At 40.5% G+C, this 16754-nt stretch carries 12 protein-coding genes; 9 read left to right on the forward strand and 3 right to left on the reverse strand.

The window, feature by feature from the left end; genetic code table 11:
* The first annotated feature begins 335 nt into the window (after positions 1 to 335).
* The 8 genes from sdsA (at position 336) to Q9Q86_RS08890 (ending at position 10982) form a co-directional block, all read left to right on the forward strand.
* On the forward strand, positions 336 to 1313 hold the full coding sequence (gene sdsA / locus Q9Q86_RS08855) for an All-trans-nonaprenyl-diphosphate synthase (protein WP_004950751.1): 978 nt from the start codon (positions 336 to 338) through the stop codon (positions 1311 to 1313).
* Positions 1314 to 1327: 14 nt separating this feature from the next.
* A complete protein-coding gene (locus Q9Q86_RS08860; RefSeq protein ID WP_112986713.1) occupies positions 1328 to 3382 on the forward strand; it encodes a site-specific recombinase in 2055 nt (684 codons plus the stop codon).
* A 152-nt stretch (positions 3383 to 3534) separates the two neighbouring features.
* A complete protein-coding gene (locus Q9Q86_RS08865; RefSeq protein ID WP_112986714.1) occupies positions 3535 to 4185 on the forward strand; it encodes a phosphatase PAP2 family protein in 651 nt (216 codons plus the stop codon).
* Complete coding sequence (locus Q9Q86_RS08870) at positions 4172 to 5422, forward strand: efflux RND transporter periplasmic adaptor subunit (protein WP_112986715.1); 1251 nt, start codon at positions 4172 to 4174, stop codon at positions 5420 to 5422. Before Q9Q86_RS08865 ends, Q9Q86_RS08870 begins: the two co-directional genes overlap by 14 nt.
* Before the next feature lie 12 nt (positions 5423 to 5434).
* Positions 5435 to 8608: a multidrug efflux RND transporter permease subunit AdeJ gene (adeJ, locus tag Q9Q86_RS08875; protein ID WP_112986716.1), complete on the forward strand. Its 3174-nt coding sequence runs from the start codon at positions 5435 to 5437 to the stop codon at positions 8606 to 8608.
* Positions 8609 to 8613: 5 nt separating this feature from the next.
* A complete protein-coding gene (adeK, locus tag Q9Q86_RS08880; protein WP_112986727.1) occupies positions 8614 to 10074 on the forward strand; it encodes a multidrug efflux RND transporter AdeIJK outer membrane channel subunit AdeK in 1461 nt (486 codons plus the stop codon).
* Between the two features lie 108 nt (positions 10075 to 10182).
* Positions 10183 to 10533, forward strand: coding sequence for a YbjQ family protein (locus Q9Q86_RS08885; RefSeq protein ID WP_004950740.1), 351 nt, complete (start codon positions 10183 to 10185; stop codon positions 10531 to 10533).
* Between the two features lie 8 nt (positions 10534 to 10541).
* On the forward strand, positions 10542 to 10982 hold the full coding sequence (locus Q9Q86_RS08890) for a YbjQ family protein (protein WP_004950737.1): 441 nt from the start codon (positions 10542 to 10544) through the stop codon (positions 10980 to 10982).
* A 42-nt stretch (positions 10983 to 11024) separates the two neighbouring features.
* Here the strand turns inward: Q9Q86_RS08890 and Q9Q86_RS08895 are convergent, their stop codons facing one another.
* The 3 genes from Q9Q86_RS08895 to Q9Q86_RS08905 are packed head-to-tail and all read right to left on the reverse strand — an operon-like array spanning position 11025 to position 13216.
* Complete coding sequence (locus tag Q9Q86_RS08895; RefSeq protein ID WP_112986717.1) at positions 11025 to 11732, reverse strand: ATP-binding protein; 708 nt, start codon at positions 11730 to 11732, stop codon at positions 11025 to 11027.
* A complete protein-coding gene (locus Q9Q86_RS08900) occupies positions 11729 to 12535 on the reverse strand; it encodes an SDR family NAD(P)-dependent oxidoreductase (RefSeq protein ID WP_112986718.1) in 807 nt (268 codons plus the stop codon). Before Q9Q86_RS08900 ends, Q9Q86_RS08895 begins: the two co-directional genes overlap by 4 nt.
* Before the next feature lie 18 nt (positions 12536 to 12553).
* Positions 12554 to 13216: a hypothetical protein gene (locus Q9Q86_RS08905; RefSeq protein WP_004908464.1), complete on the reverse strand. Its 663-nt coding sequence runs from the start codon at positions 13214 to 13216 to the stop codon at positions 12554 to 12556.
* A gap of 404 nt (positions 13217 to 13620) precedes the next feature.
* Between Q9Q86_RS08905 and Q9Q86_RS08910 the strand changes: the two genes are divergently transcribed.
* On the forward strand, positions 13621 to 16518 hold the full coding sequence (locus tag Q9Q86_RS08910; RefSeq protein ID WP_112986719.1) for a valine--tRNA ligase: 2898 nt from the start codon (positions 13621 to 13623) through the stop codon (positions 16516 to 16518).
* Positions 16519 to 16754 lie beyond the last annotated feature (236 nt).

The raw sequence follows: 16754 nt of genomic DNA on the forward strand, positions 1-16754 counted from the left end.
AACAAGTCATTTTATACAAATGCAAATAGATTCAATCAATTTTTAGATTTTCTAATAAAATCAATTAGATTGAAGTTCTACAGTTTTGATTGATTCTTTCTGTGATTTGCAATACATTTTTAAAAACAAATTGCGACAATAACAAACTGTGTTTTTACAAAGTCATAAGTAAAGTAATGATGTTTGGTGGGCAAGCTCTTTTTTCTGTCTAAATTAAGACCAAAAAACTCATCATAATGTTTTAAATGACGGATTACACAGCCTGTATAACTGTTTAGCAACAGATTAATTGATACACTTAGCGCACTACCCACCTATACGAGGTTTTTCTTCATATGGTTATCGATTTTAAGCAAGACGTTCTTTCCCCTGTTGCGACAGATTTTGCTGCGATGGATTACCTGATCAATGAAGGAATTAGCTCTAAAGTTGGCTTAGTCATGTCTGTAAGCAAACACGTCGTAGAAGCTGGTGGGAAGCGTATGCGTCCAATCATGTGCTTACTGGCTGCAAAAGCTTGTGGATTAGCAAATATGCAGCAAGCACAACATTTAGCTGCCATCATTGAAATGCTTCATACCGCAACTTTAGTGCATGATGATGTAGTCGATGAATCAAACCTCCGCCGTGGTCGCCCAACAGCAAATGCAACGTGGAACAATCAAACTGCTGTTTTGGTGGGTGATTTCTTAATAGCACGTTCATTTGATCTATTGGTTGATTTAAATAACATCACACTATTAAAAGATTTCTCTACGGGCACATGTGAAATTGCTGAAGGTGAAGTTTTACAACTTCAATCTCAGCATCAACCAGAAACAACCGAAGAAACATATTTACGCATTATTCATGGTAAAACATCTCGTTTGTTTGAACTTGCTACTGAAGGCGCAGCTATTTTGGCAGGTACAGAAGAGTACCGTGAACCTCTTCGTCGCTTCGCAGGTCATTTTGGTAATGCTTTTCAAATTATTGATGATATTTTGGATTACACATCTGATGCTGAAACATTAGGTAAAAATATTGGTGATGATTTGATGGAAGGTAAACCTACTTTACCGTTAATTTCAGCATTAGCTCATTCGACAGGTGAAGAACATGAGATTATCCGTCGTAGTATCGCCACTGGTGGTATCGAGCATCTAGATAAAGTTATTCAAATCGTGCATAACTCGGGCGCAATCGAATATTGCCAAAAGCGTGCCCAACAAGAAACGGATGGCGCATTAGAGGCTTTAAAAGCCTTACCTGATAATGAATATCGACAAGCACTGATCAATTTAACCTTAATGGCCTTACACCGACTCCAATGATGTTCTAATTGCCTATGCATTTAAATTTATCTGATTTATTTTTAAAAATGCAGGAACAGCTTGAACTCCCTCAAGCTGCTCTTGACGAAAACCTAATTATTGAACTGGTCAATCGTATACGACCAGCTGATCCTAACGATGCCAATGAAGTAAAATCACGTATTGATGCATTGGTTAGGATTTTATTACTCACTCCTGCATCCTCCATTTTGCTTCAAAACTTTTTATTACGTCTGATTAGCCAATATAAACAAATTAGCTTGTATGCCGACAGTGGGATTCTCTCTTTGGATGGCTTTTGGAACCAGTTAAGCCAACGATTAGGCGCTCATTTTCTTCCTTTAATTGAAGATGGTCAGCAACTCAGAACATTAGTGGGTAAAGTTTTTCACCAAGAAACTGATAGCGATTGGTTAGCTTTAATTGATACACAAGATTGGATTCGTTTATTTAGCCTAATCAGTGAAAGTCATAGCAATAGTAAAGAAAAACTCTATTCTAAAAATGAATTAATAAAAGCGATTACTGTTCTTTCATATCGAATCAGTGGCATTGGCTTATATCCTGAGTTTATTAATGCCTTACCTGACATTATTGAATACGAATCTCCTTTTCTAGTTCAAAACCGAGAAATTGTCGAATTTATTGAGAAGTATAAAAAGCAGACCGAAGATCAAGATAGCATTGTAGTTCTCCCGCCTCCTGATGCATCACAAGCATTTGTTATGCTGGATCAATGTCGCGAAGTTGTACTCAAAATCCGCAGAGCAACCAAGCGTATTGGTGTAAGTATCAGTTTGACTTATTTACTCTCGCTTTTGGAACAAGCGCTTGATCGAATTGAATTATTGCTTAGTTTATTGGTCAGCAAAAATGAAATTCGATACCGATCATTGGGTGAGTTAATCACAGATCTAACTCAAGCGAATTATGATGAAAAAAGTGTGCGTCACTTACTGAGTTCTACCAGTGAGTTAATTGCGTTACAGGTTACTGAGAATGCAAGTAAGACAGGCGAACATTATGTAAGTACTGACAAAGCTGGCTTTTGGGGAATGTATAAGGCTGCTGCGGGTGCAGGTGCAATTATTGCGACCATGGCAACCTTAAAAATACTGACAGCGCGTTTGGTCTTGGCTCCATTTGGACATGCATTTCTATATAGCATGAACTATGCGTTGGGTTTTATGCTGATTCATGTGCTGCATTTCACCGTTGCAACTAAACAACCAGCAATGACAGCTGCTGCTCTCGCAGCAACAGTGCAACATCAAAAAGGTAGTAAAACCGCACAAATTGCTGAACTCGCAGCTTTAATTATCAATATTATTCGTACTCAATTTGTGGCTATCCTCGGCAATATCTCGATTGCGATTCCAGTAGCTGCACTTATTACTTTCTTATGGCAATACAACTTACATGAACCTTTGCTTTCACCTGTTAAAGCAAGTAAAACACTGCACTCCTTAAATCCATTCACTTCTTTGGCCGTTCCACATGCAGCAATTGCTGGTGTGTGCTTATTTTTATCAGGTTTACTTGCAGGATATTTCGATAACCTAGCCGTATATCGAAAGGTAGGTCCTCGTTTAAAACAGCATCTTCGTTTGAAACATTTAATGGGACAAGAAAGACTGGATAAGTTTGCTAATTATATCGAAACCAACTTAGGTGCTTTAGCTGGTAACTTCTTGTTCGGTATCATGCTTGGAAGTATGGGAACCATTGGTTTTATTCTAGGCTTACCACTAGATATTCGTCACATTGCCTTTGCATCTGCAAATTTTATACAAGGCTTAATGACTATTAGTGGATCACCTGATATTGGTCTAATCCTTGTATCGTTCCTTGGTGTCATGCTCATTGGTTTAACCAACCTATTTGTTAGCTTTACTTTGACTATTATTGTTGCTTTACGCGCTCGTCGCGTACGTTTCGCACAATGGAAACCATTGGCAAAATTGGTACTCACCCACTTCTTAACACGACCAAGTGATTTCTTTTGGCCACCAAAACAACCAATCGAAGTAGATGATGATGCATCAAGTGAACAAAAAGTGAGACATTAATCAATTTTTGTTATGTTTTTTTACTGAACCTTAAAAAAATCTGAAAATGAAATTATCATAAAATTTCAAGACTTGACCAAAAGTGTACTCGCAAGTACACTTTAAAAAATTATATAACCCTGAACAATGGTTAAGCAAATAATGAGGTTCGCATGCCGTACCTACTGCTTTGTATTGGTTGCATTTTTTTGATAATCGGTGTGATTGGGCTGTTTTCTCCAAGCATATCAAATTTAGACCTTAGAGGTGTTCAAATGCTATTTGAACACCGTTCGTTTGCGCTTAACCACGTAGCCGTTCTGTTTTCTCGCCTAGGAGGCATGCCCTTTTTACTGGTTTTAACGTCGTTTTTTTGTATCCATCAAATTCGAAAGAAAAACTATAAAAAGGTCATATTTGTCGCCCTGAGCGTGATCGGTAGCATTGTGATTGGTTGGCTTATGAAATGGGGCATTGATCGACCAAGACCATTGGCGTTTTATCATTTAGTTCAAAGTTATGGAGCATCCTTCCCAAGTGCCCATAGCCTGTATGCTGCAACCCTATCGAGTTTAGTTCTGTTGCTATCACAACAGCACAAATATCGTTCCAGTATCGTTTTAGTATCTGTTTTATGGTTAATAATCATGGGGATATCTAGAGTTTATGCAGGGGTTCATTACCCAACTGATGTATTGGCTGGTTGGGGTATTGGGTTGATTTTGACTTCGTTGCTTTGGTTTTGGCTGTATCAAAGCAATTTCAGCAACAATTTGTTTTTAGATAAAAAATCTAAATTGAGGTGGAACAATGATGTCGGCTAAGCTTTGGGCACCTGCCCTCACTGCTTGCGCATTAGCAACAAGCATTGCGCTTGTTGGTTGTAGCAAAGATCCTAAAGATGAACAGCAAGCTGCTGCTGCTCAAAAAATGCCGCCTCCAGAAGTTGGTGTTATCGTTGCTCAACCACAAAGTGTTGAACAAAATGTTGAACTTCCTGGGCGCACTTCTGCGTATCAAATATCAGAAGTTCGTCCACAAACGGGGGGCGTTATTTTAAAGCGTTTATTTGCTGAAGGCAGTTATGTCGAAGCAGGTCAAGCACTTTATCAAATAGATGCTAATACCAACCGTGCAACTGCTGACAATGCTCGTGCAGCTTTATTACGTCAGCAAGCTAATTTAAATGCATTGCGTGTGAAAGAAAATCGTTATCGCCAATTGGTTGGTACTAACGCCGTTTCTAAACAAGAATATGATGATATTAATGCTCAAGTAAAATTGGCTGAAGCAGATGTAGCTGCAGCTCAGGCAGCATTGAAAAATGCTGAAATTACTTTAGGTTATTCAACTGTTCGCGCACCAATCTCAGGACAATCTAGTCGTTCTTCGGTAACTTCTGGTGCTTTAGTTACTGCAAACCAAGCAGATCCGTTGGTGACAATCCAACAACTTGATCCGATCTATGTAGATATCAATCAATCAAGTGCTGAAATGCTCCGTTTACGTCAGCAGTTGAGTAAAGGTAGTTTAGATAGTAGCAATAATACGCGCGTGAAACTCACACTTGAAGATGGTTCAGATTATCCTATCGAAGGACAACTCGCATTCTCTGGTGCGAGTGTTAACCCTGAAACAGGATCAGTCACTTTACGTGCCGTTTTCCCAAATCCAAATCACTTGTTATTACCTGGTATGTACGCAACTGCAAAAATTTCTCAAGCAGTTCTACCTAATGCATATCTGATTCCACAAGCAGCTGTAACTCGCTTACCTACAGGGCAAGCAATTGCTATGGTCGTAAATGCGAAAGGTGCTGTGGAGACTCGACCAGTGACAACAGCAGGGGTTCAAGGTCAAGACTGGATTATTACCGATGGTTTAAAAGCGGGTGATAAAGTTATTGTGGATGGTGTTGCAAAGGTAAAAGAAGGTCAAGAAGTTAAGGCTAAGCCTTACCAACCTCAAGCATCACAAGGTCAAAATGCTGCCCCTAAAGCAAATGAACAAAAACAAGCTGACTCTTCAAAAGCTGAACAAAAAGCTACTTCACAAGTTTAAGGGGTAGATTGCATGGCTCAATTTTTTATTCATCGCCCAATTTTTGCATGGGTGATTGCACTGGTTATTATGCTGGCGGGTATTCTCACCCTCACCAAAATGCCAGTTGCACAATACCCAACGATTGCACCACCTACGGTGACAATTTCTGCAACATATCCAGGCGCCTCAGCTCAGACTGTTGAGAATACGGTTACTCAAATCATTGAACAGCAAATGAATGGTTTGGATGGTTTGCGTTATATCTCTTCAAACAGTGCGGGTAATGGTCAAGCATCGATCAACTTAAACTTCGAACAAGGCATTGATCCTGATATCGCTCAAGTTCAAGTTCAAAATAAATTGCAATCAGCAACTGCTCTTTTACCAGAAGACGTTCAACGTCAAGGTGTGAGAGTGACCAAGTCTGGTGCAAGCTTTATGCAGGTCGTTGCTTTCTACTCACCTGACGGCAGCTTGTCAGCATCAGATATTAAAGATTACGTCAATTCAAACATCTCTGAGCCACTAAGTCGTGTTGCAGGTGTAGGTGAAGTGACTGTCTTTGGTGGTTCTTATGCAATGCGTATTTGGTTAGATCCAGCAAAACTTACTAGTTTTAATCTCACACCTTCAGATGTTGCAGCAGCTATACGTTCACAAAACGCTCAAGTTGCCGTAGGTCAATTAGGTGGTGCCCCAGCAGTTCAGGGACAAGTTTTAAATGCGACAGTTAATGCACAAAGTATGTTGCAGACTCCAGAGCAGTTTAAAAACATTTTCCTAAAAAATGCTGCTGATGGCGCACAAGTGCGTTTAAGTGATGTTGCACGTGTTGAGTTAGGTTCAGACAACTATCAGTTTGACTCTAAGTTCAATGGTAATCCTGCAGGTGGTGTCGCGATTAAACTTGCGACGGGTGCAAATGCGCTAGATACAGCTGCTGCAGTTGAAAAACGTTTATCAGAATTACGTGTTAACTATCCAAGTGGTTTAAAAGATAAACTTGCTTACGATACGACACCATTCATTAAGCTTTCGATTGAAAGTGTAGTACACACACTGATTGAAGCTGTTGTTCTGGTATTTATCGTCATGTTCCTGTTCTTACAGAACTGGCGTGCGACGATCATTCCGACACTCGCAGTCCCTGTAGTTGTATTGGGAACTTTTGCGGTAATCAATATTTTCGGCTTCTCAATCAACACGCTCACCATGTTTGCGATGGTGCTTGCGATTGGTCTGTTGGTCGATGATGCGATTGTAGTCGTCGAGAACGTCGAACGTGTGATGCAAGAAGAACACCTTGAACCTGTACCTGCTACTGAAAAGTCGATGGGTCAAATTTCTGGTGCTTTGATTGGTATCACTAGTGTATTAACGGCGGTATTCGTACCAATGGCCTTCTTCGGGGGGACAACTGGTGTAATTTACCGTCAATTCTCTATCACTTTAGTAACGGCAATGATTTTATCTTTGATCGTTGCGTTAACGTTTACCCCTGCCCTTTGTGCAACGTTATTAAAACAACACGATCCAAACAAAGAACAAAGCAACAGTATCTTTGCGCGTTTCTTCCGTGGTTTTAATAGTGGGTTCGAAAAACTTTCAGAGAAATATCAAGGTGGCGTCAACCGTATGACCCATCATAAGTTGTTCTCTGGAGTCATTTATATCGTTGTTATTGCTGCTTTAGTTGGTTTATACAAGATGTTGCCTTCGTCTTTCTTACCTGAAGAAGACCAAGGTGTTGTTATGACACTTGTTCAATTACCACCGAGTGCAAGTCTTGAAAGAACAGATAAAGTCATCACCACTATGACTGATTACTTCTTAAATAAGGAAAAAGAGCATGTAGAGTCTATCTTTACTGTGTCTGGCTTCTCATTTACAGGGGTTGGTCAAAATGCTGGTCTTGCTTTCATCAAATTGAAAGACTGGAGCGAGCGTACAACACCTGAATCACAAATTGGTGCCATCATTCAACGTGGTATGGCATTGAACATGATCGTAAAAGATGCATCTTACATCATGCCATTACAGCTTCCTGCAATGCCAGAATTGGGCGTATCGTCTGGTTTTAATATTCAGTTGAAAGATGTAAGTGGTCAAGGTCATGAAAAACTGATCGCTGCTCGTAACGCTATTTTAGGTATGGCATCTCAAGACAAACGTCTTGCAGGTGTACGTCCGAATGGTCAAGAGGATACTCCTCAGTACAAAATCACAGTTGACCAAGCGCAAGCTGGTGCAATGGGTGTGAGTATTAGTGATATTAATAGCACCATGAGCATGGCTTGGGGTGGTTCTTATATCAATGACTTCGTTGATCGTGGTCGTGTGAAAAAAGTTTATGTTCAAGGTGAAGCGGATACTCGCATGATGCCTGAAGACCTAAACAAATGGTATGTACGTAATAACAAAGGTGAAATGGTTCCATTCTCAGCTTTTGCTAAAGGTGAATGGACATATGGTTCACCACGTTTAGAACGTTACAACGGCGTATCTTCTGTGAACATTCAGGGTTCTCCTGCACCAGGTGTCAGCTCAGGTGACGCGATGTTAGCAATGGAAGAAATCATTGGTAAGTTACCATCGATGGGCTTACAAGGTTTCGACTATGAATGGACAGGCTTATCTTTGGAAGAGCGTGATTCTGGTAACCAAACAGTTCCATTACTCATTCTTTCATTATTGATCGTGTTCCTGTGTCTTTCAGCATTGTATGAAAGCTGGGCGATTCCAATTTCGGTATTGTTAGTTGTACCACTAGGTATTATTGGTGCTTTCACGATGACATGGTTAGGAATGGTGATTAAAGGTGATCCAAACTTATCCTTTAACATTTATTTCCAAGTCGCAATCGTAGCCGTGATTGGTCTTTCTGCAAAAAATGCGATCTTGATCGTAGAGTTTGCAAAAGAGCTGCAAGAAAAAGGCGAAGAGTTATTTGAAGCAACATTACATGCTGCAAAAATGCGTTTACGTCCGATTATCATGACTACACTTGCATTCGGATTTGGTGTTTTACCATTAGCCCTTGCAAGTGGTGCGGGTGCAGGTAGTCAACATTCTGTTGGTTATGGTGTACTGGGTGGCGTAATTTCTTCAACACTTTTAGGTATCTTCTTCATCCCTGTATTCTTCGTGTGGATTCGTAGTATCTTTAAGTACAAACCTAAAACTTTAAATACTCAGGAGCATTGATCGTGATGCAAACTGTTTGGTCTATTTCCAGTCGTGGCATTGCAATCTCTGCACTCGCGCTGTCTTTGGCTGCCTGCCAAAGCATGCGTGGGCCAGAGCCTGTTGTGAACACAGCGATTCCTGAAAGCTTTGCGTCATATAGTAATGCTTCTGGAACTTCTATCGCAGAACAAGGCTACAAAGACTTCTTTGATGACCCTCGTTTATTACAAGTGATTGATATGTCACTTGCCAATAACCGTGACTTGCGTACAGCGGCGTTGAATATTCAAAAAGCTCAACAGCAGTACCAAATTTCAGAAAACAACCAATTACCAACGATTGGGGCAAGTGGTAGTGCGGTTCGCCAAGTCACGCCATCTCGTGATCCAAACAATCCTTACTCGACTTACCAAGTTGGCTTAGGTTTAACGGCTTACGAGTTAGATTTCTGGGGTCGAGTTCGTAGCTTAAAAGACGCTGCTTTAGATAGTTATCTTGCGACACAAAGTTCACGTGATGCGACTCAGATCAGCTTAATTGGACAAGTGACACAAGCATGGTTGAATTATTCATTCGCCAGTGCACAACTCAAACTTGCAGAGCAAACGCTCAAAGCACAGCAAGAGTCATTTAACTTGAACAAAAAGCGTTTCGATGTCGGAATTGATAGTGAAATTCCTGTGCGTCAAGCTCAGATTTCAGTTGAAACTGCACGTAACGATGTAGCTAACTACAAAACCCAGATTGCACAAGCTCAAAACTTGTTGAATTTATTGGTCGGTCAACCAGTTCCTGAGAACCTGTTACCAAAACAACAAGTTGCTCGTATCACACAAAAGAATGTGTTGACAGCAGGCTTACCAAGTGACTTGTTGAATAATCGTCCTGACGTCAAAGTGGCTGAGTATCAACTCAGTGCTGCAGGTGCAAATATAGGTGCTGCGAAAGCACGACTATTCCCAACGATTAGTTTAACGGGTTCAGCAGGTTATGCATCAACGGATTTAAGTGATTTGTTTAAATCTGGCAACGCGCTTTGGTCAATTGGTCCGAGCATCGATATGCCAATCTTTGATTGGGGTACACGTCGTGCGAATGTCAAAATTTCTGAAACAGATCAGAAGATTGCCCTTTCAAATTATGAAAAGTCAGTCCAATCTGCATTCCGTGAAGTGAATGATGCTTTAGCAACTCGTGCCAATATTGGTGATCGGTTGAGTGCTCAACGCCGCTTAGTTGATGCCACTAACACCACTTATAAACTATCAAATGCTCGTTTCCGTGCTGGTATTGATAGCTACTTAACGGTGTTAGATGCTCAGCGTTCAGCATATTCAGCAGAACAAGGCTTATTATTATTGCAACAAGCTGATTTAAATAATCAGGTTGAGCTTTATAAAACCTTAGGTGGTGGACTTAAAGCGTCTTCAACTGAGACGATTGCACGCCAACCATCTAGCGCTGAAAAAAATAGCGCTCAATAATAAAAAACTTTGTCATAAAAAAGCTCACTTCGGTGAGCTTTTTTATTGCATGCATGCGGAATATTTCTTATCTTCAATACTGAAATATTAAAGACTTAGAAAAACGCTATGTTATTAAGCAGTTTAGAATCAGTTCCTGGTCACGAGATTTTACGTCAGCTAGATGTCGTTTACGGCAGTACGGTACGCAGTAAACATGTTGGTCGAGATCTTATGGCAGGATTAAAAAACATTGTTGGTGGTGAACTAACAGGCTATACAGAGTTGCTTGAAGAATCTCGCCAAGAAGCGACACAACGTATGATCGATAAAGCACGTGCTTTAGGTGCCAACGCTATCGTCGGTATTCGTTTCTCGACATCAAATATCGCACAAGGTGCATCAGAACTTTTTGTTTACGGCACTGCGGTTATTGTTCAACCTAAAGCACCCACACTTCCAGACCCATTTAGTGCATAGGCAAATATATGGATGGTTTAATTTTACAAATCGTTCTTTTCTTAATTCTGTTCACTGTAGGGTGGGGATTCGGTCGTCATATCGAACAAAAACATCTTCGTGAATTAGATGAAAAAGAAAAACAATTTGCTCATATTCGCATTGATAGCAATCGATTCGTCGAAACTCAATCAAATGGACAACTGGTAAGTAGCAATGTCGTCATTTCACATGACTACTTTAAATATGTGCTTGCGACGATTAGAAATTTTCTAGGTGGTCGTCTGACCAGTTATGAAAGTATTGTTGAGCGAGCACGCCGTGAAGCAATCATTCGACTCAAACAAGAAGCACATGCAATCGGTGCTAGCCATATCATGGGGGTTCGTCTCAGCACGACTGAACTCGGTATGCAAGGTGGGATGGTTGAAGTATTTGCATATGGAACAGCGATCTATCAGCCATCTTGAAGACTTATGTCCTGTTGCACATGCTGCATCAGGACAACTCAGTTACTCTGCAAAAATCGCTTGCCAATAGTGATAGGTTTTTTCTTCCCCATTCTCTAATTTAAAGTCATAAGACATTTGACGAGTTTCTACAATCTCAAATTCAACGGGTTGTTTGAACAATGCTCCAGCATAAGCAAAAGTATGGTATTCGCCATTTTCTCCGCAGATATCGACATCCTCAGGCATCCGTTCTATCAATGCTGCATCTATATCTTGACCAATAAAAGAACGATCCAATTTACTGGCATCTGTGACGATGATTTTAGTTTTAATGCCTGAATCCAAAAAGTTTTGCATCACTTCAGTCGAATCAAGATTCCAGATTGGCTCGACCACTTCAATTCCTAAAGGATGTAAACGGTCTTCTCGATATTTACGCACGTCACTAAGATAAATATCACCAAAAATAAAATGTTCTACCCCCTGTGCCTTGAAATGCTGAGCAGCATCTAACATGCGCTGCTCATAAACAGGTAGATTCTTGGGTAAAAATACAGGATAAAGAGGGATACCAATACTTTCAGCTTGTTTCATCAATAATGAAAATGGAATCGCATGCATAGATGACAATTCCGTTTCCTCATTGACTGTGGTCAACAAAGCAACCACTTCGAATTGTTTTTGCTGTAAGACGGTATAAAGTGCGAGGGCAGAATCTTTTCCGCCACTCCAATTAAAAACAGCTTTCTTAGGTGTTTGCACTATCATTTAACTCGTGTTTTACGAATCATTTTATATAACAAGCTTGGTGATAAGCGAGAGACTAATACTCCGAGTTGCTCTTTCTTCCCACCGACAACCACATATTCCTCACCTGCCATCAAAGCCTCAACCACACGCTGGGCGAATACATCGGCATCCAAACCATTTTCAATGGCTTCATCTTGATGCCCTTGTGGTTTGCCCTCACCATTTAAAGCATTAAATGAAACATTGGTTTTAACAAAACCAGGAAAAACCACTGAAACTGCTATTCCCTCTTTGGCGACTTCCGCACGTAAGCTATTGGCCCACATGTGAATTGCAGCCTTAGCCGCAGAATAAGTCGCGCGATATTGGGTTCCTAAAAGACCCGCCACACTCGAAATAAATACCACCCGACCTGATTTTTGTTTGCGCAAAGTGGGTAATACGGTTTTGGTAAAGAACACTTGGGAGAAATAATCCACTTCCATGATGGCACGTTCAGTTTGCATAGTCGTATCTTGAATCAATGCACGTTGACTCAAACCTGCATTATTGATCAGCCAATCAATACGTCCTTTGCACGCGAGAACTCGTTCATGTGCATGGCGGACTTGAGCTTCATCGGTAATATCAGCAGCGATTGAAAGATGCTGTTCAGGCTTAAGTAAACCCACTCGAACCGATTCCAACTCATCATAACGACGTGAAGTCAGTACCACCTGAGCACCTTGAAGTGCGCACTCTCGTGCTAAAGCTTTACCTAGACCTGATGAAGCACCTGTAATCCATACGACTTTATTTTCAAGACTTTTAAGTTTCGCCATGTCATATATCTCCTTTATTTATGCAGGGTGACGCATAAATTTAAGAAAGTGATCTACATAAGTTGCCGCAGCTTGTTGATCAAGTTGAGTACCTAATTTTTCTAAACGCTTATACCCTAAATGTGTCGTCATATTAATGACGCCATTTAAGGTTTTATCGACTACAAAATTAAATTTTAGGCTCTTTTTCGGCTCACGAATTAAATGAGTGACACCTACATCAATCACTTCTGTGAGCAACTTCAGTGAATTGGCAATTTCCCGACTTTCCCCTTCAGCTAATTTTTGACTCGAAGCTTTAACCTGTTGAGTCAACTGTTGCTCAATCGGATAAGTCATATATACCGACTCATCTTCAACTCGAATTGTTTTAGATAAATGTTCAATCAATGGAACTAAACGATCATTCCCAAAGAATGACACTGACCATGGCATATATTTTCGGATTGCTTCTAAAATCTGCTGAATCACTTTTTCAGATTCACCTGTGAGTGAATGATGTTGATTGTCTTGCAATAGCACCATAAAAACTTGTTCTATCACTTCACATGCAATTTCAGATAAAACTGCCCCCAAAGCATTTGCTTGGCTTTCTTTACTACCCTGTAAGAGCTGCGTACGGATGTGAGCAAATCGCGCGTATGTATCGGCATGAATATTTAAAAAAACGGCAGTGTTCATTCTAATCACCCTATTCTAGATTCCATAAAATAAGGGCTTATTCAATAAGCCCTTATTCATCCTTAGATTCTGTTTTTCTTTCATTTTTGGCTTTTCAAATGCTGAATTTACCACATTCTATTCACGATCAACATGCATAAATGCCAAAAATGGTTGACCGTGTGTTGCTTCATTAATTTTTAATAGAATTGAATAACTCATCGTAACCGTCCTTTTTTAAGTTTTAATATTTTTATATCGTTGTTTTATGCTTAAACATTTTTAATTGTGTGATGTAACATACATAAATCTAACTTTTTCAAGAAAAAAACCAACTGTTTTCATCGACTTTTTTTGATGAAAATATTCATCATTTTTTTGCTACAATAGATGCAATTTTTTATTCTATTTTGATCTTCTGTACTATGACTGACGCTCAATCTGCTCAAAATATCGCAACAACTTACGATCCAACCGAGATCGAAAAGAAGTGGTATCAAATCTGGGAACAAAACGGTTATTTCAAACCATCAGGTCAAGGTGAATCATTCTGTATCATGATTCCACCACCAAACGTTACGGGTAGCTTGCACATGGGTCATGGCTTTAACAATGCCATCATGGATGCACTGACTCGTTATAACCGTATGATGGGTAAAAATACCTTATGGCAACCTGGAACCGACCATGCGGGAATTGCAACGCAGATGGTTGTGGAGCGTCAACTTGGTCTACAAGGGATTAACCGCCATGACTTAGGTCGTGAAAAGTTCATCGACAAAGTTTGGGAATGGAAAGAACAATCAGGCGGAACAATTACACGTCAAATCCGTCGTTTAGGCTCATCAGTCGATTGGTCACGTGAACGCTTCACGATGGATGAAGGTTTATCCAATGCTGTAAAAGAAGTGTTTGTTAAACTTCACGAAGATGGTTTGATCTATCGTGGTAAGCGTTTGGTGAATTGGGATCCAAAACTACAAACTGCCCTGTCTGATCTTGAAGTTGAAAGCAAAGAAGAAAAAGGCTCGTTGTGGCACTTTAAATATTTCTTTGAAGACAAATCGCTTAAAACCAAAGATGGTAATGACTACCTTGTGGTGGCAACCACACGTCCTGAAACATTATTGGGCGATACAGCAGTTGCAGTACATCCTGAAGATGAACGCTATGCACACCTTATCGGTAAAAACATTGTTCTACCGATCACAGGTCGTTTAGTTCCAGTTGTTGCAGATGAATACGTTGAAAAAGACTTCGGTACAGGCTGTGTAAAAATCACACCTGCGCATGACTTCAATGACTATGAAGTAGGTAAACGTTGTGGTCTAGCGATTATCAATATCTTCAACAAAAATGCCGAAGTGTTGGCTGAGTTTGAATATATCGCCAAAGCGGGTGAGCAAATTTCACAACTGTTGCCTGCCCCTGCGGATTATATCGGCTTGGAGCGTTTTGCTGCCCGTAAAAAACTGGTTGAACAGGCAGAAGCTGAAGGCTGGCTGGACAAGATTGATCCGTATGACTTGAAAGCACCACGCGGTGACCGTTCAGGCGTGATTGTTGAACCATTACTCACAGACCAATGGTATGTGAAAATTGCGCCTTTGGCTGCGCCTGCAATTGACGCTGTACAAGATGGTCGTATCAAGTTTGTCCCAGAACAATACACCAATATGTATATGTCATGGATGAAAGACATTCAGGACTGGTGTATTTCCCGTCAACTGTGGTGGGGTCACCGTATTCCTGCATGGTACGATGCTGAAGGTAATGTTTATGTGGGACGCAACGAAGAAGAAGTTCGTGCCAAAAACAACATCGCTGCTGACATTGAATTAAATCAGGATGAAGATGTACTGGATACATGGTTCTCCTCTGCACTTTGGACATTCTCAACTTTAGGCTGGACTGGCGATGCACAGAAAGATGCAGCCAACGATTTCCTTAAAACGTTCCACCCGACTGATGTATTGGTGACAGGTTTTGACATCATCTTCTTCTGGGTTGCACGTATGATCATGATGACCATGCACTTCATGAAAAATGAAGATGGTTCATCTCAAGTACCATTTAAGACGGTTTACGTGCATGGCTTAGTCCGTGATGGTGAAGGTCAGAAGATGTCGAAGTCTAAGGGCAACGTACTTGATCCACTCGATTTGATCGACGGTATTGATTTAGAAAGCCTAGTTGCGAAACGTACCACGGGCTTAATGAATCCGAAAGATGCTGCGAAGATTGAGAAATCAACCCGTAAGGAATTCCCAGAAGGCATCAATGCCTATGGTACGGATGCAGTACGTTTTACCTTCTGTGCGCTTGCAAACACAGGTCGTGACATCAAGTTCGATTTAAAACGTGTTGAAGGCTACCGTAACTTCTGTAATAAAATCTGGAACGCAACCCGTTTTGTTCTGATGAATGTCGAAGGTCAAACCGTTGGTCAAGAAGCTCGTCCTGATCTTTGGGAACTTCCTGAACAATGGATCATCAGCCGTTTACAAAAAGCAGAAGCTGCTGTTCATCAAGCATTTGCCACCTATCGTTTAGACCTTGCGGCGCAAGCGATTTATGACTTTATCTGGAATGAATACTGCGACTGGTATGTCGAACTGACCAAGCCTGTGCTTAACGATGCCAATGTGTCAGAAGAGCGTAAAGCTGAAGTTCGCCGTGTACTCCTTGCCGTGATGGAAGCGTCTTTACGTTTGGCTCATCCGTTAATGCCGTATTTGACAGAAGAAATCTGGCAAACCCTTGCGCCGATGTTAGGCAAAGGCGGTGCTACGATTATGACTGCGCAATACCCTGTTCCTGAACAAGCGAAGATCAATGATCAAGCTGAAGCAGATATGCAGTGGTTACAAGGTTTGATCGGTGCAGTACGTAATATTCGTGGTGAAATGGGCTTAGGTAATGCACGTTTATTACCTGTATTGCTTAAGAATATTTCTGATGCAGAACGTGAGCAAATCATCCGTATCGAAGCGTTGTTCAAAGCACTCGCAAAAGTTGAAAGCATTGAGTTCTTGACCAATGAGCAAGAGCCACCTCTTTCATGCTCTAGCGTTGTAAGCCATGCATCTGTATTTGTACCGATGAAAGGTTTGATTGATCCTAAAGCGGAATTGGGTCGTTTGCAGAAGGACTTGGATAAGGTTCAAAAGCAGCATAACCAAATCGCAACTAAACTTTCTAACGAAGGTTTTGTCGCTAAAGCACCAGCAGCAGTGGTTGAAGGTGAAAAGGTTAAATTGGCTGAATTTGCTGATCAGTTAAGTAAAATTAAAGCGAGTATGGAGCAAATTGCTGCGCTTTAAGTTGTTGCATATTTAATCTAATCTGTTGTATAAAGGGCTGAATAACCAGCCCTTTATATTTAACATGAAGTATTTAAAGTCTTTTACCATTAATAATCATAACTTAAAAATTCAAGGTAAAAATTTAATTATTACAGGAAACAATGGGGCAGGAAAAACAATATTATTAAATGAGCTTTATAATGAAATTAAAAAAAGCATAGATATAGATAAGCTTGAAAGAAAAGAAAACAGCT

It is taken from the genome of Acinetobacter sp. A22, from assembly GCF_030913345.1.
Lineage (GTDB): Bacteria > Pseudomonadota > Gammaproteobacteria > Pseudomonadales > Moraxellaceae > Acinetobacter > Acinetobacter junii.